The organism is Candidatus Fusobacterium pullicola (genome assembly GCA_018883725.1).
GTDB lineage: Bacteria > Fusobacteriota > Fusobacteriia > Fusobacteriales > Fusobacteriaceae > Fusobacterium_A > Fusobacterium_A pullicola.
In genome coordinates this window covers 1-21,989 of the sequence record JAHLFN010000070.1, presented here as the reverse complement: position 1 = coordinate 21,989, position 21,989 = coordinate 1, and the positions used below count along the sequence as shown (strand labels likewise).

Sequence of the window (21,989 nt, the reverse complement as noted above, 5' to 3'; positions counted from 1 at the left end):
AGAGTTTTCTTTTGAAATTTACAATAAGACTAGTATTTATATTTTTATTTAGTTGGATGTTATATTTAATTCCTTGTAAATTTTTAACTTTAGATTTTTTTAAAATAAAAGAAATTAAAGTAGAAAGTAATTCAAAAATATTGTCAAGTGAATTGACAGAAATGACAAAAATAATTTATAATAGTAACATATGGACTATTGATTTAGAAAGTTTAGAAAAATATTTGAAAAAAGATGTTAGAATAGAAGATGTAAAAATAAAAGTTTTAAGTTTAGGAAAAATAGAGATAGATGTAAAGGTTAAAGAGGTAGCTTATTATCTTCAAACCAAAGATAGAGTTTTTTTGATTGATAGTAATGGGGATATATTTGGTTATTTGAAGGAGCAACAGGAAAAAGATACCTATTTCTTAGTAGTAAAAGATTTTGATGATATTGAAAAGCTTTTGGAATTGAGCAAAAGATTAGATGAAACGTTATTAAAAGTGCTGATATCTCAAATCTATATAAGGGATTATAGTTGTATAGAGATAGTACTATTAGATGGTACTATTATAAAAACAAATTTAGAAGTAGAGGATGAGAAGTATAAAGTTTTAGAAACATTATATAATGAGCTTGCTAAAATAAAAAAAATTGAGTATATAGATATAAGATTTAATGACTTTATAGTTAAAAATTTGGAGGAGAAGAAAAGTGATGATAAATAGAGATAAAATTGTAAAAACTGTAATAGATATAGGTAATGGAAAAATAAAAGCCATCACTGGAGAACTTTCTTCAAATGGAGAAGTATTAAGGGTCTTAAAATATATAGAGGGTCCAAGTTATGGAATGATAAAAAATGAGATTAGAGATGGAGAAGCATTATCTAAATCAATAAATAATGTTGTTGAAAAACTAAGAATGGCTACAGATCAAGAGATAGAAGCAGTAACTATAGGAATAAGTGGAGATGGAATCAAATCTAGAACAACAAATATAGAGTATAATTTTTCTGAAACAGAAGTAACAGAAGAGCAAATGAAAGCTTTATTAGTAGAAGCAGAAAAAAAGGTTCTTTCTCAAGACGAGCAAATAATTAAGACAGAAATATACAATATAAAGGTAGATAATTCAGGAATTATAAAAAATCCAATGGGAATATTAGGAAGTAAGCTACAAGGTGATGTTCACCTAATTTATACAGATAAGAAGAGAGTAGCTAAATTAGTAGAGATTATAAATAGAATTGGTATAGATGTAGAGAATATAGTTTTAAATGCCTATGCTTCAGCAAAGTCTACATTAGGTGAAGAGGATAAAAGAATGGGAGTAGCCCTTGCTGATATTGGAGAGGGAAGTACAGACATCATTCTTTATAAAAATGATAAATTAATTTATACAAAAACTATTCCGTTAGGTGGAATGCATTTTAAAAGTGATTTAGTATATATTTTAAAGCTTACAGATGATGAAGATGCAATTGAAATTTTAAATAAGTATAGAGATAGAGATATATCACCAGATGGATATATATATTATGGAGATGGAAAGCATATAGCGGCTCTTGAATTGGAAGATTTTATAAATGCAAGGGTTGAGGAGATAATTGATTATATAGATACTACTATAGAGAAATCTGGATTTAATGGATATTTAGGAAAAGGTTTGGTTTTAACAGGGGGAGTAATCTCTGATAAAATAATAAATACAGAAAAGTTACTAGAAAAGATAAATAAAAAAACTGGATATGTTGCAAGAAGGGTACTACCGAGTGAGTTCAGTGGATTGGAAGAAGTTACTACAAATATGGCAACAGTAATTGGACTTTTTTATGAAGTGATGGAAGAAGAGGATAGAAAGATGAGAACAGGTAGCTATACTCATCAAGAAATACAAGTAAAAAATGAAAAAATTGTTCCACCAATAAATGTAGAAGAAGATTTAACTAAAATGTTAGAAGAAGAAATAGTAGAAGAAGAGAAAGTAGAAAAAACAAATGGAGTGGTGAAAGCTATAAAAAATTGGTTTTCTAACTTTATTTAAGAGAGGGAGGGGCGAAAAAGATGTTACTTGATCAAGATTTAGTTAAAATAAAAGTATTAGGAGCAGGAGGAGCAGGAGGAAATGCTATAAACGATATGATAGCTTCTGGTGTAGGAGGAGTAGAGTATATAGCAGCTAATACAGATGCTCAAGATTTAGGGAAGTCATTAGCGGATGTAAGAATTCAACTAGGGGAAAAACTGACAAGAGGACTTGGAGCTGGAGCAGATCCAGAGATAGGAAGACAGGCAGCTGAAGAGGATGTAGAGAAGATAAAAAATCTACTAGAAGATACAGATATGTTATTCATTACAGCAGGTATGGGTGGAGGAACAGGAACAGGTTCAGCTCCAGTAATTGCAAGAGTAGCAAAGGAATTAGGAGTATTAACAGTTGCTGTTGTAACAAGACCTTTCTCTTTTGAAGGAAGAAAGAGAAAAAATAATGCAGATATAGGTATAGAGAATCTGAAAAAAGCAGTAGATGCTTTAGTAATTATACCAAATGATAAACTATTTGAATTACCAGATAAGACAATAACATTACAAAATGCTTTTAAAGAAGCAAATAATATTTTAAAGATAGGTATAAGAGGTGTAGCAGATCTAATGATCGGAAACGGACTTATCAACCTAGACTTTGCTGATATTAAAGCAACGATGTTAAACTCTGGAATAGCAGTATTAGGATTTGGAGAGGGAGAAGGAGAAAACAGAGCTATAAAAGCAACAGAAAAAGCATTATTATCTCCACTATTAGAGAAATCTATCCTTGGTGCTAGTAAGATACTTATCAATATTACAGGGGCACCAGATATTACACTTATGGAAGCTCAAACTATCTCTGATATGGTAAGAGATGCAGCTGGAAAAACAGCTGATGACGTAATGTTTGGACTTGTTATTGAACCAGAATTTGGAGATAGAGTTCAAGTTACAATTATAGCTAATAACTTTGCTAATGAAGAGGAAAAAAATGAGCCATTCATAAGTATAGATACAGCTAAAAATGAGAAAGCTGCAACTGAAACAAGAGAAGAAACAGAGAAGACTAACTTAGATTTACCACCTTGGGTAAGAAAAAGATAAAAAATACTTGAAATTCTTAGTAGAGTATGATAAAATATAAAACGACCCTGCTCAAAAACGATAGTGTTTTGGGCTAAAACCATAGGGAGGAGGTTAAACAATGAAAAAATACGAAATTATGTTCATTATCAACCCAACTGTACTTGAAGAAGGTAGAGAGGCTGTAATTGAAAAAGTAACTGGAGTTTTAACTGCTGCAGGAGCTAACATTCAAAAGAGCGAAAAATGGGGAGAAAGAAAATTAGCTTATCCAATTGATAAGAAGAAAACTGGTTTCTATGTATTAACTACTTTTGAAATTGACGGAACTGTATTATCAGATGTTGAATTAAAACTAAACATCGTAGAAGAAGTATTAAGATACATCATAGTTAAACAAGACTAATAATCGGTTAATGTTAAAAATCAAGAGGAGGTTAAAAAAATGGCAGAATTCAGAAGAAGAAGAGCTAAATTAAGAGTTAAAGCTGAAGAAATTGATTATAAAAACGTAGATCTTTTAAAAAGATTCGTATCTGATAAAGGAAAAATCAATCCTTCAAGAGTAACTGGAGCTAACGCTAAGTTACAAAGAAAGATAGCTAAAGCTATAAAAAGAGCTAGAAATATCGCTTTAATTCCTTATACAAGAATTGAAAAGTAATTTTAGTTAACTGGGCTGGAAGACAATTCCAGCCTTTTTTCTTTTTAGATAAAATAACTAAAAAAGGAGTGGGACATATGAAAATAGGAGCTATAATAATTATATTTTGAATAAGAGAGTGGTAATTAAAATTTAAGAGTTTCTAATCTATCAAAAGCCTCTTTTAATATAGAGATATCTAAAGTACAAGCTATTCTAATATAATTAGGAGCTCCAAAAGATTCACCACTTAATAGGATAATATTTAGTTTATCAAAAACTAAATCTACAAACTCTTGAGTTGAAAGTTTTGTTTTCTCAATATTAACAAATAGATATATTCCTCCTTGTGACTTAAAGGCTTTTAAATATGGAATATTTTTTATTCTATTATATGAGTATTCAATTCTCTCTTTAAATATAGGAACTACCTCTTTCTTTATTCTATCAAAATCTTTTAGAGCATAAAGAGCAGCTCTTTGAGACACAGAAGGAGCACTATATATAATACTCTCATTAATATACTCCATAGTCTCAATAAGATTTGGAACCTTTGATATAGTATATCCTATTCTCCACCCAGTCATAGCAAAATCTTTTGAAAAACTACAAATAGATAAAGTTCTTTTATCCATACCCTCTAGAGTAAATATTGGAGTGAAACTATTTTCATATGAATAAAAATCGTAAACATCATCAGATATAACTAAAAGATCATATTTCTCTGCCAATTCTTTTATGATATTTAAACTTTTCTCGTTATAACAAACTCCAGTTGGATTAGATGGAGTATTTATTACGATAGCTTTAGTTCTATCTGTTATAACCTTTTCAATATCTTCTTTTATAAGTTGAAACTCATTTTCTAATTTTGTTTCAACAATTACAGGAATACCATCAGAAAGTTTTATCTGATCAGCATATATGGGAAAATATGGAGCGAGTAAAATAATCTCATCATCTTTATTAAGAATAGCTTTAAAAGCTAAGTATAGAGCATGGCAAGCCCCAGTTGTGATAAAAGTATCCTCTATAGAGAAGTTATAATTTTTAAATCTACTCTTATGATAATTTACTATCTCTTCACGAAGTTCAACATATCCATAGGGATCTGTATAGTGAGTATATCCATTTAAAGCATCATTCATAGCTTTTTCAACTATTTTTTTATCAGTGTGAATATCTAAATCTCCTATTCCTAAATTTATCAAAGAGTAGTTAGATAAACTCTTTTTAAATTTATCTCCCATAGAATAATTTCTTACTTTAAATTTATCAGCTATTATCTCTCTCATACTTTCCTCCCGTATAGTGCAGATTTAAATTTTTCTCTATCCAATTCAAAGCCCATCTTAAAAAGATCTGGCATATCTGGAGAGTTTATTATAATATCTATAATTTTATCTTCAATACCTTTAAAATTTTTAATCTCTATAAAATCCTCTAATTTAGTAGGATATTTCAATTTATTATAAAAATCAATAAGTTTTTCATATTCTGAATAATTATCCTCAACTAGTAGTTGAATTAAGATACCATATGCCACAAGTTCACCGTGGAGATGATTTTTTTCAATAGAGTGTATATTTCCTAAGCCATAGCATACAGAGTGAGCAATAGCTCCATTTAGATACTCCTCTACTAAATTAGAAGTATAACCAGTATTAACAATTATAACGAGAATTACATTTTTAAACTCCTCTCCAATATCAGAAGAGTAGAAAGCATTCTCTCCATATTTAAGGATAAGTTCTCTGCAAAGAGTACTAATAGTTCTCCCTAGAGTACTTTGATAACTTAGTTCCTTTCTAGAATTGATAGACCATCTACTTTTGATATCAACTTCATAGAATTTTGCTAAGGTATCACCCATTCCAGCCCAAATATATTTTTTAGGAGCATTTTTTAAAGTCTCCAAATCAATAAAGGTTTTTAAAGGAGGAGCTGAAAAATTTATAATCTCAGTAAAAGCTCCATTTTGATTATAAACTACAGAAAGAGATGATGTAGCAGCACAGGTAGCAGCTATTGTAGGGATAGTTAAAATGTTTATCCCTAATTTAAAAGCTACTAATTTTGCTGTATCAAGGGCTTTTCCACCCCCAATTCCAACAACGATATCAAATTTTTTATCAAGATTTTTTGCTAAAATTCTTTCAACATTAAAATGTGAGCACTCTTTACCATAAAGTTCAATAGTATAAGTTTGGTTAGTGAGAGCATATTTAAGTTTTTTATCAATAGAAGCTAGAGAGGTTTCTCCACCTATAATCAGTATGTTTTTAAAACTTTCCAACTCTTTTTTTAACTCCTCTTTAATATCTTTATCTATTATATATGATGTAAATGAGAGTTTTTCCATAACCTACACCCCATATTTTTCTCTTAATTTTGTAATAGTACTATCATCTAAAAGCTCTTTTAAAGCTTTATCAAATTTTTCTTTTAGAGCAACACTATCTTTATTGAAAGCTATTGCTTTTGGTTCTCCATCAAGACAAGTAACAAGGATTAAGTCAGGATTTTTTTGGACGAAGCTATTGGCAACACTTTCATCTACAACAATACCATCAATTTTTCCACTTTTTAAAGCAACAAGGGCAGCAGTGTTTGAAGAGAAAGGAACAACAGAAGCTCCCTCGATCTTTCTAGCTACAGCCTCTTTAGTTGTACCTAATTCAGCACCATAGGTTTTATTGATTAGATCCTCTTTTCCATTTATAGGTTTACTTTTATTAGCTATGATAGCTACATTTGAAGTAAGATAAGGGATAGAGAAGTTAACGGCCTTTGCTCTTTCAGGAGTAATACTCATTCCAGCTATGGCAACATCGATTTTTTTAGTTTGTAAAGCTGGAATCAAACCATCAAAATTCATATTTTTCCACTCATATTTTATGCCAGTTTTTTTAGCTATTTCGCTTATAATATCCGCATCTAGCCCCACAATTTTATCATTTTCTAAATACTCAAAAGGTGGATATTCAGCATTAGTTGCAATAACATAAGTTTTTTCACTAGCTAGAGTGTTTTCACTCTCTTTCTTATTACAAGATATCAACATAAAAGCACAAAGTCCAAAAGTTAAAAGTTTTAAAAATTTTTTCATATTTTTTCCTCCAGATATTTTTATAAAAAAAGCACTAACTCCTAAAGGAATCAGTGCTAAATTACATTAAAATAAAATATATAAAATAATGTTTAGATAGACAGATTTATACTTAGGAATATACTAGAAAAATTATTTAATTTTTTGATATTCCTTAAAACCATCATAAACATTACTCTCTCCCCCTTGAAAATATTTATTGAAATGATTATAAAATATTATTTTTAAAAAGTCAAGTTTTTGTATTAAATTTTAATGATTAATTTTTTAATTTAAAACTTTTTAATAATTTTTTTAAAAGGAAGAGTGATAAAATTCCAGTTAAAATAGAGGTTATAGATGAATTCCACCAAAGTCCTGTTAGTTTTAATCTCCAAAGAAGAGGGATAGATAGTATTGGAAAGATAAAAGTTACACACAGTGAGATAAAGGTAGCTAAGTGAAATTTTCCAATAGCAGACATAAAACTCTGTATAGCAAAGGATAACCATCTAGTGAGATATGTAGTAGCAAAAATTATAAGTGCAGGAGTAGCTAAAGAAAAGGTATCATCTCTTTGTGGAATAAATAGAGAGGCAATCTCTTCAGTAAATAGGAAGATGATAGAACTTGTAACTATTGAGGTGATAGCACTTGCAATAAGACAGTATTTTTCAATAACTTTAACACGAGAATAATTTTTAGCTCCCCAGTTATAACCAAGAGCTGGTTGTAGAGCATCACACATTCCATACAGAACTGGAAGGATAAAAGCTTCAATACACATCAATATCCCATAGATACTGACAGCTGAAACCCCTCCAAGATAGAGTAATAGGTAGTTAAAAAGTATATTGGTAATACGACTGGCTACATTATTTAGAAATGTAGGCATTCCATTTGTAAATATTGATTTGAGATAAGTATACTCAATCTTAAAATTACAAAATTTTAAACTACTATCATTTTTAAAAAATTGGGAAAAAGCTATAAGTGTACATATGAAAAATGCTATACAGTTAGCAAGGGCAGCACCTATCAATTCAAATTTAAAAAAATAAAGAAATAAAATCTCTAAGGAGATACATAAAAAAGACATAAAAATATTTAAAAACATACTAAATTTAATCTTTCCACAGATTCTCAAATAGTTATCTACTGCAAATATACAAGTAGTAAGCGGTGAAAATAAAGCATAAACTCTTAGATATTTTATAGATTGCCTTGCAAGTTCCCCAGTGGCTCCCAATAGATGTAAGATATTTGGTGCAAAGAAAAATAGTATAACTCCAGAGAGAGTACTAGATATAAATATGATAAAACAAGAGAGAGAAAAAAGTTTAGAAGCTTTCTCAAATCTTTTTTCTCCAAGTAAAATAGCAATACTTACAGATGACCCAATCCCTATCAAATCAGAGATACCAAAATTGAGAACAACAATAGGAATGGTCATATTAAAGGCAGCAAAGGCTATTTCACCAAGAAGTCGACTAATAATAACACCATCTAAAAAAAGATAGATAGCAGAGGCGAGCATACCTATTGACCCTGGTATAGCAGCTTTAAAAAAAAGCTTTAGAGGTGGGGTTTTTTCAAAAAAACTTATATTCTCCATAAAAACTCCTTAAATTTTTGATATATTTCAAAGATAGTATAAACTATAGAATTGTTCTAAGGTCAAGTGAGGAAAAAATAAGATAAGTAAAGATAGAAAGGGAACAAAAAATAAAAAAAGACATGCTTTGAATTAAGCTGTCTTTTTTATCGACTTAAAACTATTTTGCCATAGCTTTTTGAAGTCTAGTACTTAAAGTAGCTGCGTTAGCTTTTAAGAACTTCATAACTTCTACATCGTTAAGTCCTTTTAAAGTTTTTAAAGTTCTTGAACAAACTTTTACTTTAACTGGAGTTCCGTTTACATTGATAGAAGTAACTTGTAAATTTGGTTTCCAAACTCTTCTAGTTAATCTGTGTGAGTGAGAAATTTGGTTTCCGCTGATTAGTCCTACTCCTGTAATTTCACATCTTTGCATTCTGATTCTCTCCTTTCTTAAAATAACTTACATACACAATGCATATAATTGTATCATTAAATCAAGCAAATTTCAAGTTTTTTTTAAATTTTCTTGAATAAAGTTAGGAAAATAAAAGATTTATGGTATAATAAAAAGTGAATGAAATAACAATATAGGGAGTAAAAAAATGAATGGACATAGTTATAAAGTATTAGAATTTGATAAATTGAGAGAGGAATTATCAGCTTATAGTGTGATAGAAGAGAATCACTATAAGATAATGAATCTATCTCCATTAAAAGATTTTAGTTCATTGAATAGAGAATTAGATATACTTAGAGATTTTACAGATTTTATAAAATATGATGGTGGTTTTGAAACTGCAGGAATGAAAGATATTTGTAAGATGACTGAAAAATCTCAACTTATAGGAACATACTTAGATGTAGAGGATCTTTGGGATATAAACTTTAACTTAAGAATTTTTAGACTTTTTAAGACAAGATTGGAAGACCTTGGAAAATATAGAGATTTAAAAGATAGATATCATGATGTATCAGTTATGAGAAGTATTGAAGATATCATAAATAAGGCTATAGATAATAACAAAGAGATAAAAGATGACGCCTCTTTAGATTTAAGAGATATAAGATTACATAAGAAGACTCTTTCAATGAATATAAAGAGAAAATTTGATGAGTTATTTGATGAGCCAAGTTTTGCTAAGGCGTTTCAAGAGAGAATTATCACTGAGAGAGATGGTAGAAGTGTTGTTCCTGTAAAAGCTGACTTTAAAGGACTTATAAAGGGAATAGAGCACGATAGATCTTCAAGTGGTCAAACTGTATTTATAGAACCTCTATCAATAGTAGCTTTAAACAATAAGATGAGAGAGTTAGAGTTAAAAGAGAAAGAGGAGATAAGAAAGATACTACTTAGAATAACTGAGCATGTAAGAAATAATAGAGGAGATATAGATGCAGTAGGAGAGGCAATACTATCACTTGATATTTTAAATGCTAGAGCTGTTTATGGAATAGAGAAAAATTGTGTTATACCAAATATAAATAATAGAGAGATGTTGAGTTTGGTTGAAGCAAGACACCCATTTATACCAGCTGATAAGATAGTACCATTGACATTCGAAATAGGAAAAGATTACAATACTCTACTTATCACAGGTCCAAATACAGGAGGAAAAACTGTAGCTTTAAAAACAGCAGGACTTTTAACTTTAATGGCTTTATCTGGAATACCTATCCCAGCTCATGAGCATACAAGTATAGGTTTCTTTACAGGGGTATATGCAGATATAGGAGATGAGCAGAGTATAGAGCAATCTCTTTCATCATTCTCAGCACATCTAAAGAATGTACAAGAGATTTTAGAAAGTGTAAATAGAAGTTCACTGGTATTATTAGATGAGTTAGGATCAGGAACAGACCCAGCTGAAGGAGCAGCTTTTGCTATGGCTGTTATAGATTATTTAAGAGATAGAAAATGTAAATCTTTTATCACAACTCACTACAGTGAAGTAAAAGCTCATGGATATAATGAGGAGGGAATAGAGACTGCATCTATGGAATTTGATGTAAATACGCTATCTCCAACTTATAGATTATTAATAGGTATACCTGGTGAGAGTAATGCTCTTACAATAGCTAAAAGACTTGGGGTATCTGATGAGGTAATCGAAAGAGCTAAGAGCTATATAGGTGATGATAATAAAAAGATAGAAAAGATGATAGCTAATATAAAAGAGAAAGCTGATGAGCTAGAGTCTATGAAACAACAGGTTGAGTTTTTAAAGGCTGCAGCTCAAAGGGATAGAGATGAGTATGCTGAAAAATTAAGAGTATTGGAAAAAGAGAAAAATGAGATATTAAAAGAGGCATACGAGAAAGCTGACAAGATGATGAAGGAGATGCAAGCTAAGGCTGTTGCTCTTGTTGAAAAGATTCAAAAGGAAGAGAATAAGAAAGAGGATGTTAAGAACGTACAAAAAAGCCTTAATATGCTTAGATCAGCTCTTCAAGATGATAGAAATAAAAATGTTGAACAAAAACCAAAAGTTGCTAGAAAGGTTGATTACAAAGTTGGAGACAAGATATTTGTAAATAGCTTAAATCAATTTGCAAATGTTTTAAAAATAAATGGTGGAAAAGAGACAGTTCAAGTACAAGCTGGAATATTAAAATTAGAAGTATCTATGGATGATGTAAAAGTTGTAAAGGAAAAGGCTAAGAAGGAGTATAATACTTTCTCACATACTAAGACTTCTGTAAGAAATGAGATTGACTTGAGAGGTAAGATGGTTGATGAGGCTGTATATGAATTGGAAACTTACCTAGATAGAGCAGTTATGAACTCATATACTGAAGTGTATGTAATTCATGGTAAAGGAACAGGAGCATTGAGAGAGGGAATATTAAACTATCTAAAGAGATGTAGATATGTAAAAGAGTACAGAATAGGAGGACATGGAGAGGGAGGACTAGGATGTACAGTAGTAACTTTAAAGTAACTCTCATACTTGCTGCTGCAGGAGTAGGGAAAAGAATGGGATTAGGTTATCCAAAGCAATTTCTTGAGTATAAAGGAAAACCACTTTTTATAATACCTCTTAAAGTAGCACAGAAAAGTGATATAGTTGATGATATAATAGTAGTTACAAATAAAGAGAATATTACTCTTGTGGAAAATTATTGTAAACAATATGGAATAGATAAGGTAATAAAGGTAACAGAGGGTGGAAAGGAGAGACAAAACTCTATATATAATGCACTAAAATATGATAATAAAAGTGATATAATCCTAGTTCAAGATGGAGTAAGACCATTTTTAAAGGAGAGATATATAGAGGAGTGTTGTAAGGTTGTAATCAATGAGAGAAAGGGAGCTGTAGTAGGGGTACAGGTAAAGGATACTATCAAAGTAGTAGATGAAAATTTTGAAGTTATATCTACACCAAAGAGAGCTGATTTGATAGCTGTGCATACACCTCAAGCCTTTGAAGGAGAACTATTAAAAAGAGCCTATGAGATAGCTGAGAGTGAGAACTTTTTAGGAACTGATGATTCATCTCTGGTAGAGAGAATAGGTGGAAAAGTAAAAATTGTTCTTGGAGATTATGACAATATTAAGGTTACTACTCAAGAAGATCTAAAGTTTTTATAAGGAGATAATGATGAAAGTATATATAGGACAGATAAAACCAACATTAGGAAATATAGAAAAAAATTTAAATATGATGTTAGAAGTTATAGATAGAGCTATTACTGAAAAAAATGATATAGTTATCTTTCCAGAATTATCACTTACTGGGTACTCATTAGAGGATATAGTTTTTGATGTGGCTATAAAAGAGGTACCAAGTATATTATTAGAAAAAAGTAGGGAAATAAGTATAATATTTGGAGCTGTAGAATTAGGAGAAGAGGAGTATCCATATAACACAGCTTACTATTTAGAAGATGGAAAGGTACTACATAGACATAGAAAAGTATATCTTCCAGACTACGGAATGTTTTATGAAGGAAGATACTTTATGGCTGGAGATAAAGTGAGAGCCTTTGATACAAAATTCGGAAGAGTGGGAATGCTAGTTTGTGAAGATATGTGGCATCAATCAGCTCAATATATATTAGCTCAAGATGGAGCTAGATATATTTTTGTTCCGTTTAACTCTCCAGTGATAGTTGGAAAATCTAAAGAGGAGATGTCTGAGAATTGGAAAAATATATGTAAGGCAAACTCTTTACTAAATGGAACTTATACAGTAGCTGTAAACAGAGTAGGAGTAGAAGATGGAATAGCATTCTTTGGAAACTCATTTGTAGTTAATCCAGAGGGAAAAACAGTAGGAGAAGGGAAATATATATATGAAGATGGATTTAGTTGTAAGCTAGAAGATATAGAGATAAGAAAAGCTAGATTCAAGGCTCCAATGTTTAAAACAGAAAATTTAAATCTTACTAAGAAAGAGATTGAAAGAATAGAGATTAAAAAATTTCAATAGGTGATAAATTATGAAAAAATTAGTAGGTTTAGTAGTTTTTATAGCAATAATTCTTGGGGGGATTTTAGGATATAAAGTAGTGTATAAAGCTTCTCCGAGAGATTTTATAACTAAGGAAACTAGAATAATTTATGCTAATGAGGGAATAAATACAAAGAATTTTACACCATTACTATCTCTTTTAGATGATGAAAAAGAGAAGGAAGAACTAATTTCGGAGATGGCTAATTTAAAATATATATCTAAATTTTATATACTCTCAGATAAAGAGTTTTATAATGTTGGTGAAAAATCTATTACAGGAGTAGTAGATACAGGATATTGGTATTTTCTTATTTTAAAAAATGTAAATAAATATTTTGATCTAAAAGATAATGTATATATCTTAAAGAAAGAGTATAGAGAAAAATATTTAAAAAATACAAATTCAGATCTTTATATGAAAAATTATAAAGGATTGTTTATATTCTCTTTTGGAGAAAAAAATCTTAAAGATTTTATAGCAAAAGATGGAAAATATCTATATAATAAAGAGATAGAGGATACTCTTGATATAAAAAGAGATAGTCTTTTAGGAACTGTTATATATAATAATAGTGGAACAGCTTTTTACGGAGTAAATCTTTTAATAAATAGTGGAACTGTTGAGAATGGAAAAGTTATATCAGATACCAAGATAGTTCTAGATGAAAAAGAGAGTGAAATTTTAAAAAATACAAAAGAGAATAGAGAACTTATAAAATATCTTGGAAAAAATGATATCTATATATCAGTAGATGATTTTTCCAAATTAGATAAAATTATATTTAATCCAATGGTAATAGGAGCAAATGTAGATAGTAAAGCAGTATTAAATTTATGGAAAAATTTATTGGGTATAGATATAGAGGAGATTTTGAAAGAGATAGATGGAGAGGTTATTTATAAGATTGAAAATAACTCTTTTATGGTTAAAATTAAAGATGAAGCTCCTGAAATAAGAAGAGTTTTAGCTATGGTAACAGATAAAAATTCATCATTGAATACTGGATTTAAGATAAAGGAAAAAGATGGAATTATAAAAATTGGTGAGGATAAGTTTGAAGAAAATATTAAGCCATATAGTTTAGATATAGATACCTTTATTTATGGAGATTTAGATTCGGTTAATGTTGTTGGTTTCGATGGAATAGAGGCTAAAATCCATGGTGAGAAGAATAAAATAGATATGAAAGTGATAATCCCAGTAGAAGTTTTTAAGGAGATAATGAAAAAGTATTAGGAGGGAATATGATAAAGATATATAATACCTTAACTAGAAAGTTAGAGGAATTTAAACCTATAAAAGATGGAGAGGTATCAATGTATGTATGTGGTCCTACAGTATATAACTATATTCATATAGGAAATGCAAGACCAGCAATATTTTTTGATACAGTGAGAAGATACTTTGAATTTAGAGGATATAAAGTAACTTATGTACAAAACTTTACAGATGTTGATGATAAGATAATAAAGAGAGCTAATGAAGAGGGAATAACTTGTGAAGAGGTAGCTACAAAATATATCAATGCCTACTTTGAAGATACAGCAAAGGTAAATTTAAAAGAAGAAGGTATGATAAGACCTAAGGCTACAGAGCATATTGGTGGAATGATAAAGATAATAAAATCTTTAATTGAAAAAGGTCATGCTTATGAATCTCAAGGAGATGTGTACTTTGATGTAGAGTCATATAAGGATAAGTATTTAGAGTTATCACATCAGAATATAGAGGATTTAAGAAGTGGAGCAAGAATAGAGATAAGTGAGATAAAGAAATCACCATTAGATTTTGCACTATGGAAAAAGGCTAAAGAGGGAGAACCAAGTTGGAATTCACCTTGGGGACAAGGAAGACCAGGATGGCATATAGAGTGTTCTGCTATGTCTCATAAGTATCTGGGAGATACATTTGATATTCATGGGGGAGGACAAGACTTAATATTTCCACACCATGAAAATGAGATAGCTCAATCAAAATGTGGTTGTGGTGGAGATTATGCAAGATACTGGATGCATAATGGTTATATAAATGTAAATGGTGAGAAGATGTCAAAATCTTTAGGAAACTTTTTCCTACTTAGAGATGTGTTAGAGCATTATGATGGAAGAGTTGTAAGACTGTTTGTATTAAGCTCACACTATAGAAAACCTATAGATTTCTCAGATAATGAGTTAACTCAAGCTAAAACTTCTCTAGAGAGAATAGAAAATGCTTTAATGAGAGGAAAAGAGGCATTAGTAGATGTTAAAGCTGATGGAAACTCTTGTTCAGAATTAAAAGAGCAATTAGCAGTGGCAAAAGAAAAATTTATATCTGCTATGGATGAAGATTTTAATACATCTATGGGATTGGGAGCTATATTTGAATTAGTTAAAGAGTTAAATAAAGCTGTGGATACTCCTATAAATGCTGAGGGAGCTGAAGTAGTAAAGGAGACAGTAGACTATATAGTTAATGTTATGGAAGAAGCTCTAGGAGTAAAATTAAAGCTTGAAACAGTTGTTGGAAATATGAGTTCTGAGTTAATAGAGTTCATTCTTGAGCTTAGAAGAGAAGCAAGAGCTGAAAAGAACTGGGCTATGTCAGATAAGATAAGAGATAGATTAGCTGAGATGGGTATTAAAATAAAAGATGGAAAGGATAAGACTACATGGACAATGTAGATTTAAGAGAGACTAGTGGAGTTGTATTAGCTTACTTAGGAGATTCAATATGGGAACTAAATATTAGAAAGTATTGGATATCTAAGGGGTTAAATCTTCAAAATTTAAATAAAAGAGTAAAAAATTGTGTAAATGCTAAGAAACAGAGTCAAGTGTATAGAGAGATTTTTCCGATGTTAGAGGAGAAATTTCAGAGATTGGGAAAGAGAGCAAAAAATGGTAATATAAAGACTTTCCCAAAATCTTGTACCGTACAAGAATATAGAGAAGCTACGGCTTTTGAAGCTCTTATAGCTGGATTCTATATAGAAAATAGGGAGGATTTGATAGAGTTAGCAGTAAAATTGTGTGTGGAGGAGAAGAAAGATGAAGTTTAAATTCCCGAATATAGGATTTAATAGAAGTTTAGGAATAGATTTAGGAACTGCAAATACACTTGTATATAGTAAAAAACATAGAAGAATTGTTTTGAATGAACCATCAGTTGTAGCAGTTGAAAGAGAGAGTAGAAAGATATTAGCTGTAGGAAATGAAGCTAAAGAGATGTTAGGTAAGACACCAGATACAATAGTAGCTGTAAAACCACTTAGTGAAGGGGTTATAGCTGATTATGATGTTACAGAAGCTATGATAAAATATTTTATTAAAAAGGTTTTTGGTTCATATAGTTTTTTCATGCCTGAGATAATGATATGTGTTCCTATAGATGTAACAGGAGTAGAGAAAAGAGCAGTACTTGAAGCAGCCATATCTGCCGGAGCAAAGAGAGCATATTTGATAGAAGAGGCAAGAGCTGCAGCTCTTGGTTCTGGAATGGATATATCAGTTCCTGAAGGAAATATGATAATAGATATTGGTGGTGGATCTACAGACGTAGCTGTAATTTCACTTGGAGGAACTGTTGTAAGTAAAACTATTAGAACGGCTGGAAATAACTTTGATGCAGATATTATCAAGTATGTAAAGAAAACTCATAATCTATTGATAGGAGATAAAACAGCTGAAGAGATAAAGATAAAGATTGGAACTGCTCTACCTTTAGAAGAGGAAGAGGTTATGACAATAAAAGGTAGAGATTTGATAATGGGACTTCCAAAGACTGTAGAGATAACTTCAGAAGAGGTAAGAGAGGCTATACATGACTCTTTAATGGAGATAGTAGAGTGTGTAAAATATGTACTAGAGCAAACTCCACCAGAACTTGCTTCAGATATAATTGATAAAGGTATGATAATGGCAGGTGGAGGTTCATTAATTAGAAACTTCCCAGAGTTAATAGCAAAACATACAAATCTAACAGTTAAATTAGCAGAAAATCCATTAGAAAGTGTTGTTAGAGGAGCTGGTTTAGCCTTAGATCAATTAAATGTCTTAAGACAGATAGAGAAGGCAGAAAGATAATGATAAGGGATATAATTTCCAATGAAGAGGTAAAAGAATTTTTTAAAAACGAGTTAAAATTGGATAAAAACTCAGGAACTTATCTCTTCTATGGAAGTGATATGAACTTACTTATGGAGTTTGCTCTGTATTTTGCTAAGGGATTGTGTTGTGAGGTATTAGAGGGGAATTTTTGTGGAGAGTGTAGTACTTGTAAAAGGATAGACAAACTACTTTATAGTGATTTAGAGATACTAGATAATCCAGATGGAATAAAGGTTGATGAAGTAAGGGAACTGACTTACAAATCCTCTTCAAGCTCTTATGAGGGAAATAGAAAAATATTTATAATAAAAGATATAAGCAAGATGAAGAAAGAAGCAAGTAATGCTTTACTAAAGCTTATAGAGGAACCTAATCAAGGGAGTTTCTTTATTCTTTTAAATAATAATTTAAATATTTTACCAACAATAAAATCTAGAAGTATACTGGTAAAAATCAAAAGAAGAACAGCACAAGAATTAGAGGTAGACGATTATACATACTCATTTTTTAGAGGGAATAGTGAGGATATAGAGAGGTATAAACTACTCGATATTGATTTGGAGAGTGGCTATTCGTATCAGGAGATAGCAAGAGCTATAAAAGGATATGAAGAGAGTAAAGAGTTAGAATATAAAATAGATATGTACAAAGCTATTAGAGATTTTGTAAATAATAGAAGTTATTTAAAAACCTATGAAAAAATATTTTTTGCTGAGGAGATAGTAAGAGCTTCTAGTGATAGAAATATTTATAGAGATATTGTAAGCTATTTGATTGAAGTTATGGGAGATTTAAATGGACTGCAGGAGAGACTTACAATGAAGGGGATGCTAAGATTTCCTATAAATATGAGAGTATTTTTCATCAATCTATTTTTAGAATTATAGATTCAACTAGAAAAATTATATAAATATTATAAAAAAAGAAGAGAGCTTTACTTATGATTATTACTTAGAGTTTAAATAATAGTTATCTGAGAGGAGCTCTCTTTTTTAATTAAATAAAAAAATAATAAAAATTTAGAAAAATAAAGATAATCAACTTATTTTATTATATTTTAAAATAATTATATATAATTCTAAATATTTTAAATTGATTTATTAAAGAAAATAAGGTATTATATCTAAGCACGGTAAAGAAATAAACATGGTCTCATAGCTCAGTTGGGAGAGCACCTGCCTTACAAGCAGGGGGTCACAGGTTCAAGTCCTGTTGAGACCACCATGAATGGGGGTGTAGCTCAGTTGGTTAGAGCGCATGCCTGTCACGCATGAGGTCGCGAGTTCGACCCTCGTCACTCCCGCCATTATTCTTGCCCAGATAGCTCAGTCGGTAGAGCAGGGGACTGAAAATCCCCGTGTCGGTGGTTCGATTCCGCCTTTGGGCACCACTGACTAACAATTAAATATGGCGACGTCGCCAAGCGGTAAGGCAGAGGTCTGCAAAATCTCCATTCACCAGTTCAAATCTGGTCGTCGCCTCCATATGTAACTAACAACTCGAGAGAGTTGTTTTTTTCATACATAAGGAAATTAAAAGTAAAAAATATATTGAAATAAAAGTAGATATATGATATATTTCAAAATGATAGAATAAATAAAAAGCTACTAGGGGTGCTATATTTGGCTGAGAAATACCCTTGGAACCTGTTCTAGATAATACTAGCGTAGGGAAGTGGCAAGTGTTTTAGTATATATGCCATTTCTTTATTATAAAGAGGTGGTTTTTTATTTTCATTCTATAAACTATATATTAAATTGTTTTAGGAGGAGAATAAAGATGAAAAAAGTTTTAACAATTGCTGGGTCAGATAGTTGTGGGGGAGCTGGAATACAAGCAGATTTAAAAACAATGAGTGCTTTAGGTGTATATGGTATGAGTGTTATTACAGCAGTGACAGCTCAAAATACTTTAGGAGTTTTTGGAGTTGAAGATATATCAAAGGAGATAGTTCAAAAGCAGATTGAAGTTATTTTCGAGGATATAGATGTAGATGCTGTAAAGATAGGAATGTTATCAAGTAGTGAACTAATAACTGTTATTCAAGAAACATTGGCTAAGTATTCAGCAAAAAATATTGTAATAGATCCTGTGATGATCTCTAAAAGTAAATATAAATTATTAAAAGATGAAGCTATTGAGAGTTTAAAAAAATTTTTAAAAATAGGAACTCTTGTAACACCTAACATACCTGAGGCTGAGGTTTTGAGTGGAATGGAGATAAAGAGTGAAGAGGATATGATAAGAGCTGCTAAAAAAATTAAAGAGCTAGGTGTAAAAAATGTTTTAGTAAAAGGTGGACATAGAGAGGATAATTGTACAGATATTTTACTTTTAGAGAATGGCGAAATAGTTAAATTCTATAGTGAAAGAATAGAGAGTAAGAATACCCATGGGACAGGATGCACCCTTTCATCAGCTATAGCCTCTTTATTAGGAAAGGGGTATTCTGAAGAAGAGGCTGTTGAAATTGCAAAAAAATATATTACTCTTGCAATAAAAAACTCTTTTGAAATTGGAGAAGGAGTTGGACCTGTAGGACATTTTATTGAACTGTATAAAAAAGCTGGTGTTGATTATGAATAAAAAAAATGTAGATTACTCTCTTTATCTAGTTACAGATAGAGGAATTTTGAAAGGAAGAGATATTTTGGAAGCAATAGAGGAAAGTATATTAGGAGGAGTCACTATTATACAGTTGAGAGAAAAGACAGCTTCAGAGGATGAATTTCTAAAGCTTGCTAAAGAGGCAAAAGGCATAACTGATAAATACAGTATTCCATTAATTATTAATGACAATGTAGAGATAGCTAAAGCTATAGATGCAGATGGTGTCCATCTTGGACAGAGTGATGAAGAACTTACAAGGGCGAGAGAGATTTTAGGAGATAGAAAAATTATAGGAATATCAGTTGGAAATGTAGAGGAAGCTAAGTTAGCAGAGAAAAACGGAGCTGATTATTTAGGGATAGGAGCTGTATTTTATACAGATAGTAAAAAGGATATAAATGAACCTATGGGAATAGCTGGATTAAAGAGAATAGTTAAGAGTGTAAATATTCCTAATGTAGCAATAGGGGGGATACACTTATCTAATGTGAAAGAGGTTATGGAAACAGGAACAGATGGTATAGCTGTTATATCAGAAATTTTAGGTAAAGAAAATATCAGAGAGGCAACAGTAAATTTAAAAAAGAGATTAAAAAAAATCTGAATAATAGGGGGAGGAAATATTATGAGAGCAGAGATTTTAAATATAGTTAGAGAGAAAAATCCAGTTGTATTTCATATTACAAATAGCGTTACAATAAATGATTGTGCAAATATCACTTTAGCATTGGGTGGGTCACCTTTAATGTCATATTGTAAAGAGGAGTTAAGAGAGATTCTATCCTTTTCTTCGGCTTTAGTAATAAATATTGGAACAATGGAAAGTAAGATGTGTGAAATGGTTATAGAAGCTGGGAAACTAGCAAATGAATTAAATGTACCAGTTATACTAGATCCAGTTGGAGCTGGAGCTTCGGCTTCGAGGGAAAATTTGGTGAAAAAATTAATTTCAAATGTTAAATTTGCTGTTATAAAGGGAAATTTAGCAGAGATAAAAACAATAGCAGGAATAAAAAATGAAAATAATAAAGGTGTTGATTCAGTAGAAGAGTTTGAAAATAGTTCATCTTTAGCAAAGGAATTAGCAATAGAGCTAGAGAGTGTCATAGCTATTACTGGCAAGGAGGATATTGTAAGTGATGGAAAGAGAGTTTGTAAAATAAAAAATGGAACTCCTCTTCTTAGAAAGGTTACTGGAACTGGATGTATGACTGCCTCTTTGATAGGAACAATTTGTGGAGCTTACAGAGAAGATATTTATGAAGGAGCTACTATTGGAGTTGTTCTCATGGGAATTGCTGGAGAGATAGCGGAAAAAAGTTTAACTTCTGAAGAGGGAAGTGGAACTTTTAGAATGAGAATTATTGATAATATTTTTAATATGACTGAAGAAAAAATAATGGTAAATGTAAAGTTGAATATAGAATAAAAAATTAATAATATCTTTTAAATAAAAGGAATATGAGAGAGTGAAGAGTAAAATATAGGAAAGAAATATTTTACATATGGAGGCATAGAGAATGAAAGTATTGTTATTAAATGGAAGTCCAAGAAAAGGGAATACCTTCTCAGCTTTGAAAATTATTGAAAAAGGAATTGAAGAGAATTTAAAAGCTGATATAGAATTTATTGATATAATTAAATATAAGGTTAATGGTTGTTTAGCTTGTGATTGCTGTCTTTTAAATAATGAAAAATGTATAAATCATAATGATGATGGACAATTTTTGATAGATAAACTTGATGAAGCAGATGTAGTAATTTTTGGAACACCAGTTTATTGGTGGGGAGTATCAGCACAATTAAAAGCTGTTATAGATAGAATGTATATGAAGAGATTTAGAGAAAAAAGAAGATACAAACAAATTGGAATTCTAGCTGTTGGAGCTGCTACATTGGATGATGAGGAGTATGATTTAATAAGTAGACAATTTAGATGTATCTGTGATTATTTGGAGTGGGATTTGGTTATAGATAAAAGTATCTCTGCTTATGAAAAAACAGATTTATTAAAAGATGAAGAGGCTGTAAAAGAATTGAAAAAAGTTTGGAAAAATATAAAATTAAAATAGAGGAGTTAATGATGGAATTATATCAACATAGTATGATTTTGTTTAAGGAATTTTTACATATTCTTTCATTCTTTTTTACTATTTTATCTATAGGGATCATCTGTTTTGGATTTCTTAAAAGTGTTTTTTTACTTTTACAAAATAGAACTAGCTTAGGAATAGATAAGATAATGAAAGGTGGAATGGACAAGTACATTCTTGTAGCTTTACAATTTTTAATAGTTGCAGATATTATAGATACAATTATATTAAGAGATTTACAAAATATAATACTAGTTCTATTGATAGTTATTATAAGGACAGTTATGAGTTGGGAATTGGAAAGGCAAAAATAG

General features: G+C 30.4%; 23 protein-coding genes, 4 tRNA genes and 1 riboswitch. Of the genes, 22 read left to right on the top strand and 5 right to left on the bottom strand.

The window, feature by feature from the left end:
* Positions 1-11: 11 nt before the first annotated feature.
* The 5 genes from IAA47_07850 (at position 12) to rpsR (ending at position 3,759) form a co-directional block, all read left to right on the top strand.
* On the top strand, positions 12-710 hold the full coding sequence (locus IAA47_07850) for a cell division protein FtsQ/DivIB (protein ID MBU3842874.1): 699 nt from the start codon (positions 12-14) through the stop codon (positions 708-710).
* Positions 697-2,028, top strand: coding sequence for a cell division protein FtsA (gene ftsA / locus IAA47_07845; protein MBU3842873.1), 1,332 nt, complete (start codon positions 697-699; stop codon positions 2,026-2,028). The genes IAA47_07850 and ftsA overlap by 14 nt, the downstream gene beginning before the upstream one ends.
* Before the next feature lie 20 nt (positions 2,029-2,048).
* A complete protein-coding gene (gene ftsZ, locus IAA47_07840; protein MBU3842872.1) occupies positions 2,049-3,116 on the top strand; it encodes a cell division protein FtsZ in 1,068 nt (355 codons plus the stop codon).
* 100 nt (positions 3,117-3,216) lie between these two features.
* Positions 3,217-3,501 (top strand): 30S ribosomal protein S6, encoded by a 285-nt coding sequence (gene rpsF / locus IAA47_07835; GenBank protein ID MBU3842871.1) that lies wholly within the window; start codon positions 3,217-3,219, stop codon positions 3,499-3,501.
* Between the two features lie 39 nt (positions 3,502-3,540).
* A complete protein-coding gene (rpsR, locus tag IAA47_07830; protein ID MBU3842870.1) occupies positions 3,541-3,759 on the top strand; it encodes a 30S ribosomal protein S18 in 219 nt (72 codons plus the stop codon).
* 125 nt (positions 3,760-3,884) lie between these two features.
* Here the strand turns inward: rpsR and IAA47_07825 are convergent, their stop codons facing one another.
* The 5 genes from IAA47_07825 to rpmB all read right to left on the bottom strand — a co-directional run bounded on the left by IAA47_07825 (position 3,885) and on the right by rpmB (position 8,859).
* Positions 3,885-5,033 carry an aminotransferase class I/II-fold pyridoxal phosphate-dependent enzyme gene (locus IAA47_07825; GenBank protein MBU3842869.1) on the bottom strand — a complete coding sequence of 383 codons (1,149 nt, stop codon included), beginning with the start codon at positions 5,031-5,033 and terminating at the stop codon, positions 3,885-3,887.
* Entirely contained in the window at positions 5,030-6,100 is a 1,071-nt protein-coding gene (locus IAA47_07820; GenBank protein MBU3842868.1) for an iron-containing alcohol dehydrogenase, read from the bottom strand. The genes IAA47_07825 and IAA47_07820 overlap by 4 nt, the downstream gene beginning before the upstream one ends.
* A 3-nt stretch (positions 6,101-6,103) precedes the next feature.
* Complete coding sequence (locus tag IAA47_07815) at positions 6,104-6,847, bottom strand: basic amino acid ABC transporter substrate-binding protein (GenBank protein ID MBU3842867.1); 744 nt, start codon at positions 6,845-6,847, stop codon at positions 6,104-6,106.
* A gap of 259 nt (positions 6,848-7,106) precedes the next feature.
* Positions 7,107-8,441 (bottom strand): MATE family efflux transporter, encoded by a 1,335-nt coding sequence (locus IAA47_07810; protein ID MBU3842866.1) that lies wholly within the window; start codon positions 8,439-8,441, stop codon positions 7,107-7,109.
* Between the two features lie 160 nt (positions 8,442-8,601).
* A complete protein-coding gene (gene rpmB / locus IAA47_07805) occupies positions 8,602-8,859 on the bottom strand; it encodes a 50S ribosomal protein L28 (GenBank protein ID MBU3842865.1) in 258 nt (85 codons plus the stop codon).
* A 169-nt stretch (positions 8,860-9,028) separates the two neighbouring features.
* Between rpmB and IAA47_07800 the strand changes: the two genes are divergently transcribed.
* The 17 genes from IAA47_07800 (at position 9,029) to IAA47_07720 (ending at position 21,989) form a co-directional block, all read left to right on the top strand.
* Complete coding sequence (locus tag IAA47_07800) at positions 9,029-11,365, top strand: endonuclease MutS2 (protein MBU3842864.1); 2,337 nt, start codon at positions 9,029-9,031, stop codon at positions 11,363-11,365.
* The gene (ispD, locus tag IAA47_07795; protein ID MBU3842863.1) at positions 11,341-12,018 is read left to right on the top strand and encodes a 2-C-methyl-D-erythritol 4-phosphate cytidylyltransferase; all 678 of its coding nucleotides are present in this window, start codon (positions 11,341-11,343) and stop codon (positions 12,016-12,018) included. Before IAA47_07800 ends, ispD begins: the two co-directional genes overlap by 25 nt.
* A 10-nt stretch (positions 12,019-12,028) precedes the next feature.
* Entirely contained in the window at positions 12,029-12,859 is an 831-nt protein-coding gene (locus IAA47_07790; GenBank protein MBU3842862.1) for a nitrilase, read from the top strand.
* A 10-nt stretch (positions 12,860-12,869) separates the two neighbouring features.
* Complete coding sequence (locus IAA47_07785; protein MBU3842861.1) at positions 12,870-14,120, top strand: hypothetical protein; 1,251 nt, start codon at positions 12,870-12,872, stop codon at positions 14,118-14,120.
* A gap of 8 nt (positions 14,121-14,128) precedes the next feature.
* On the top strand, positions 14,129-15,547 hold the full coding sequence (gene cysS / locus IAA47_07780; protein MBU3842860.1) for a cysteine--tRNA ligase: 1,419 nt from the start codon (positions 14,129-14,131) through the stop codon (positions 15,545-15,547).
* Positions 15,535-15,924 carry a Mini-ribonuclease 3-like protein gene (locus IAA47_07775; protein ID MBU3842859.1) on the top strand — a complete coding sequence of 130 codons (390 nt, stop codon included), beginning with the start codon at positions 15,535-15,537 and terminating at the stop codon, positions 15,922-15,924. Before cysS ends, IAA47_07775 begins: the two co-directional genes overlap by 13 nt.
* Positions 15,914-16,948 carry a rod shape-determining protein gene (locus tag IAA47_07770; GenBank protein ID MBU3842858.1) on the top strand — a complete coding sequence of 345 codons (1,035 nt, stop codon included), beginning with the start codon at positions 15,914-15,916 and terminating at the stop codon, positions 16,946-16,948. Before IAA47_07775 ends, IAA47_07770 begins: the two co-directional genes overlap by 11 nt.
* Entirely contained in the window at positions 16,948-17,859 is a 912-nt protein-coding gene (locus IAA47_07765) for an ATPase (protein ID MBU3842857.1), read from the top strand. The genes IAA47_07770 and IAA47_07765 overlap by 1 nt, the downstream gene beginning before the upstream one ends.
* A gap of 261 nt (positions 17,860-18,120) precedes the next feature.
* A tRNA-Val gene (locus tag IAA47_07760) sits at positions 18,121-18,196 on the top strand.
* Positions 18,197-18,201: 5 nt separating this feature from the next.
* Positions 18,202-18,278, top strand: a tRNA-Asp gene (locus tag IAA47_07755).
* An 8-nt stretch (positions 18,279-18,286) separates the two neighbouring features.
* Positions 18,287-18,362: transfer RNA gene (locus IAA47_07750), tRNA-Phe, on the top strand.
* Between the two features lie 19 nt (positions 18,363-18,381).
* Positions 18,382-18,456 (top strand) — tRNA-Cys (locus IAA47_07745).
* 115 nt (positions 18,457-18,571) lie between these two features.
* A riboswitch (TPP riboswitch) is annotated at positions 18,572-18,662 on the top strand.
* Between the two features lie 89 nt (positions 18,663-18,751).
* A complete protein-coding gene (thiD, locus tag IAA47_07740) occupies positions 18,752-19,558 on the top strand; it encodes a bifunctional hydroxymethylpyrimidine kinase/phosphomethylpyrimidine kinase (GenBank protein ID MBU3842856.1) in 807 nt (268 codons plus the stop codon).
* The gene (thiE, locus tag IAA47_07735) at positions 19,551-20,186 is read left to right on the top strand and encodes a thiamine phosphate synthase (GenBank protein MBU3842855.1); all 636 of its coding nucleotides are present in this window, start codon (positions 19,551-19,553) and stop codon (positions 20,184-20,186) included. The genes thiD and thiE overlap by 8 nt, the downstream gene beginning before the upstream one ends.
* A gap of 21 nt (positions 20,187-20,207) precedes the next feature.
* Positions 20,208-21,011 (top strand): hydroxyethylthiazole kinase, encoded by an 804-nt coding sequence (gene thiM / locus IAA47_07730; GenBank protein MBU3842854.1) that lies wholly within the window; start codon positions 20,208-20,210, stop codon positions 21,009-21,011.
* Positions 21,012-21,102: 91 nt separating this feature from the next.
* Positions 21,103-21,654 carry a flavodoxin family protein gene (locus IAA47_07725; GenBank protein ID MBU3842853.1) on the top strand — a complete coding sequence of 184 codons (552 nt, stop codon included), beginning with the start codon at positions 21,103-21,105 and terminating at the stop codon, positions 21,652-21,654.
* Positions 21,655-21,665: 11 nt separating this feature from the next.
* Positions 21,666-21,989, top strand: coding sequence for a DUF1622 domain-containing protein (locus IAA47_07720; protein MBU3842852.1), 324 nt, complete (start codon positions 21,666-21,668; stop codon positions 21,987-21,989).

Bases quoted from the DNA above. Each gene is read 5' to 3' on its own strand.
- ftsZ (MBU3842872.1), top strand. From the start codon at position 2,049: ATGTTACTTGATCAAGATTTAGTTAAAATAAAAGTATTAGGAGCAGGA.
- rpsF (MBU3842871.1), top strand. From the start codon at position 3,217: ATGAAAAAATACGAAATTATGTTCATTATCAACCCAACTGTACTTGAA.
- rpsR (MBU3842870.1), top strand. From the start codon at position 3,541: ATGGCAGAATTCAGAAGAAGAAGAGCTAAATTAAGAGTTAAAGCTGAA.
- IAA47_07825 (MBU3842869.1), bottom strand. From the start codon at position 5,033: ATGAGAGAGATAATAGCTGATAAATTTAAAGTAAGAAATTATTCTATG.
- IAA47_07820 (MBU3842868.1), bottom strand. From the start codon at position 6,100: ATGGAAAAACTCTCATTTACATCATATATAATAGATAAAGATATTAAA.
- IAA47_07815 (MBU3842867.1), bottom strand. From the start codon at position 6,847: ATGAAAAAATTTTTAAAACTTTTAACTTTTGGACTTTGTGCTTTTATG.
- IAA47_07810 (MBU3842866.1), bottom strand. From the start codon at position 8,441: ATGGAGAATATAAGTTTTTTTGAAAAAACCCCACCTCTAAAGCTTTTT.
- rpmB (MBU3842865.1), bottom strand. From the start codon at position 8,859: ATGCAAAGATGTGAAATTACAGGAGTAGGACTAATCAGCGGAAACCAA.
- IAA47_07800 (MBU3842864.1), top strand. From the start codon at position 9,029: ATGAATGGACATAGTTATAAAGTATTAGAATTTGATAAATTGAGAGAG.
- ispD (MBU3842863.1), top strand. From the start codon at position 11,341: ATGTACAGTAGTAACTTTAAAGTAACTCTCATACTTGCTGCTGCAGGA.
- IAA47_07790 (MBU3842862.1), top strand. From the start codon at position 12,029: ATGAAAGTATATATAGGACAGATAAAACCAACATTAGGAAATATAGAA.
- IAA47_07785 (MBU3842861.1), top strand. From the start codon at position 12,870: ATGAAAAAATTAGTAGGTTTAGTAGTTTTTATAGCAATAATTCTTGGG.
- cysS (MBU3842860.1), top strand. From the start codon at position 14,129: ATGATAAAGATATATAATACCTTAACTAGAAAGTTAGAGGAATTTAAA.
- IAA47_07775 (MBU3842859.1), top strand. From the start codon at position 15,535: ATGGACAATGTAGATTTAAGAGAGACTAGTGGAGTTGTATTAGCTTAC.
- IAA47_07770 (MBU3842858.1), top strand. From the start codon at position 15,914: ATGAAGTTTAAATTCCCGAATATAGGATTTAATAGAAGTTTAGGAATA.
- IAA47_07765 (MBU3842857.1), top strand. From the start codon at position 16,948: ATGATAAGGGATATAATTTCCAATGAAGAGGTAAAAGAATTTTTTAAA.
- thiD (MBU3842856.1), top strand. From the start codon at position 18,752: ATGAAAAAAGTTTTAACAATTGCTGGGTCAGATAGTTGTGGGGGAGCT.
- thiE (MBU3842855.1), top strand. From the start codon at position 19,551: ATGAATAAAAAAAATGTAGATTACTCTCTTTATCTAGTTACAGATAGA.
- thiM (MBU3842854.1), top strand. From the start codon at position 20,208: ATGAGAGCAGAGATTTTAAATATAGTTAGAGAGAAAAATCCAGTTGTA.
- IAA47_07725 (MBU3842853.1), top strand. From the start codon at position 21,103: ATGAAAGTATTGTTATTAAATGGAAGTCCAAGAAAAGGGAATACCTTC.
- IAA47_07720 (MBU3842852.1), top strand. From the start codon at position 21,666: ATGGAATTATATCAACATAGTATGATTTTGTTTAAGGAATTTTTACAT.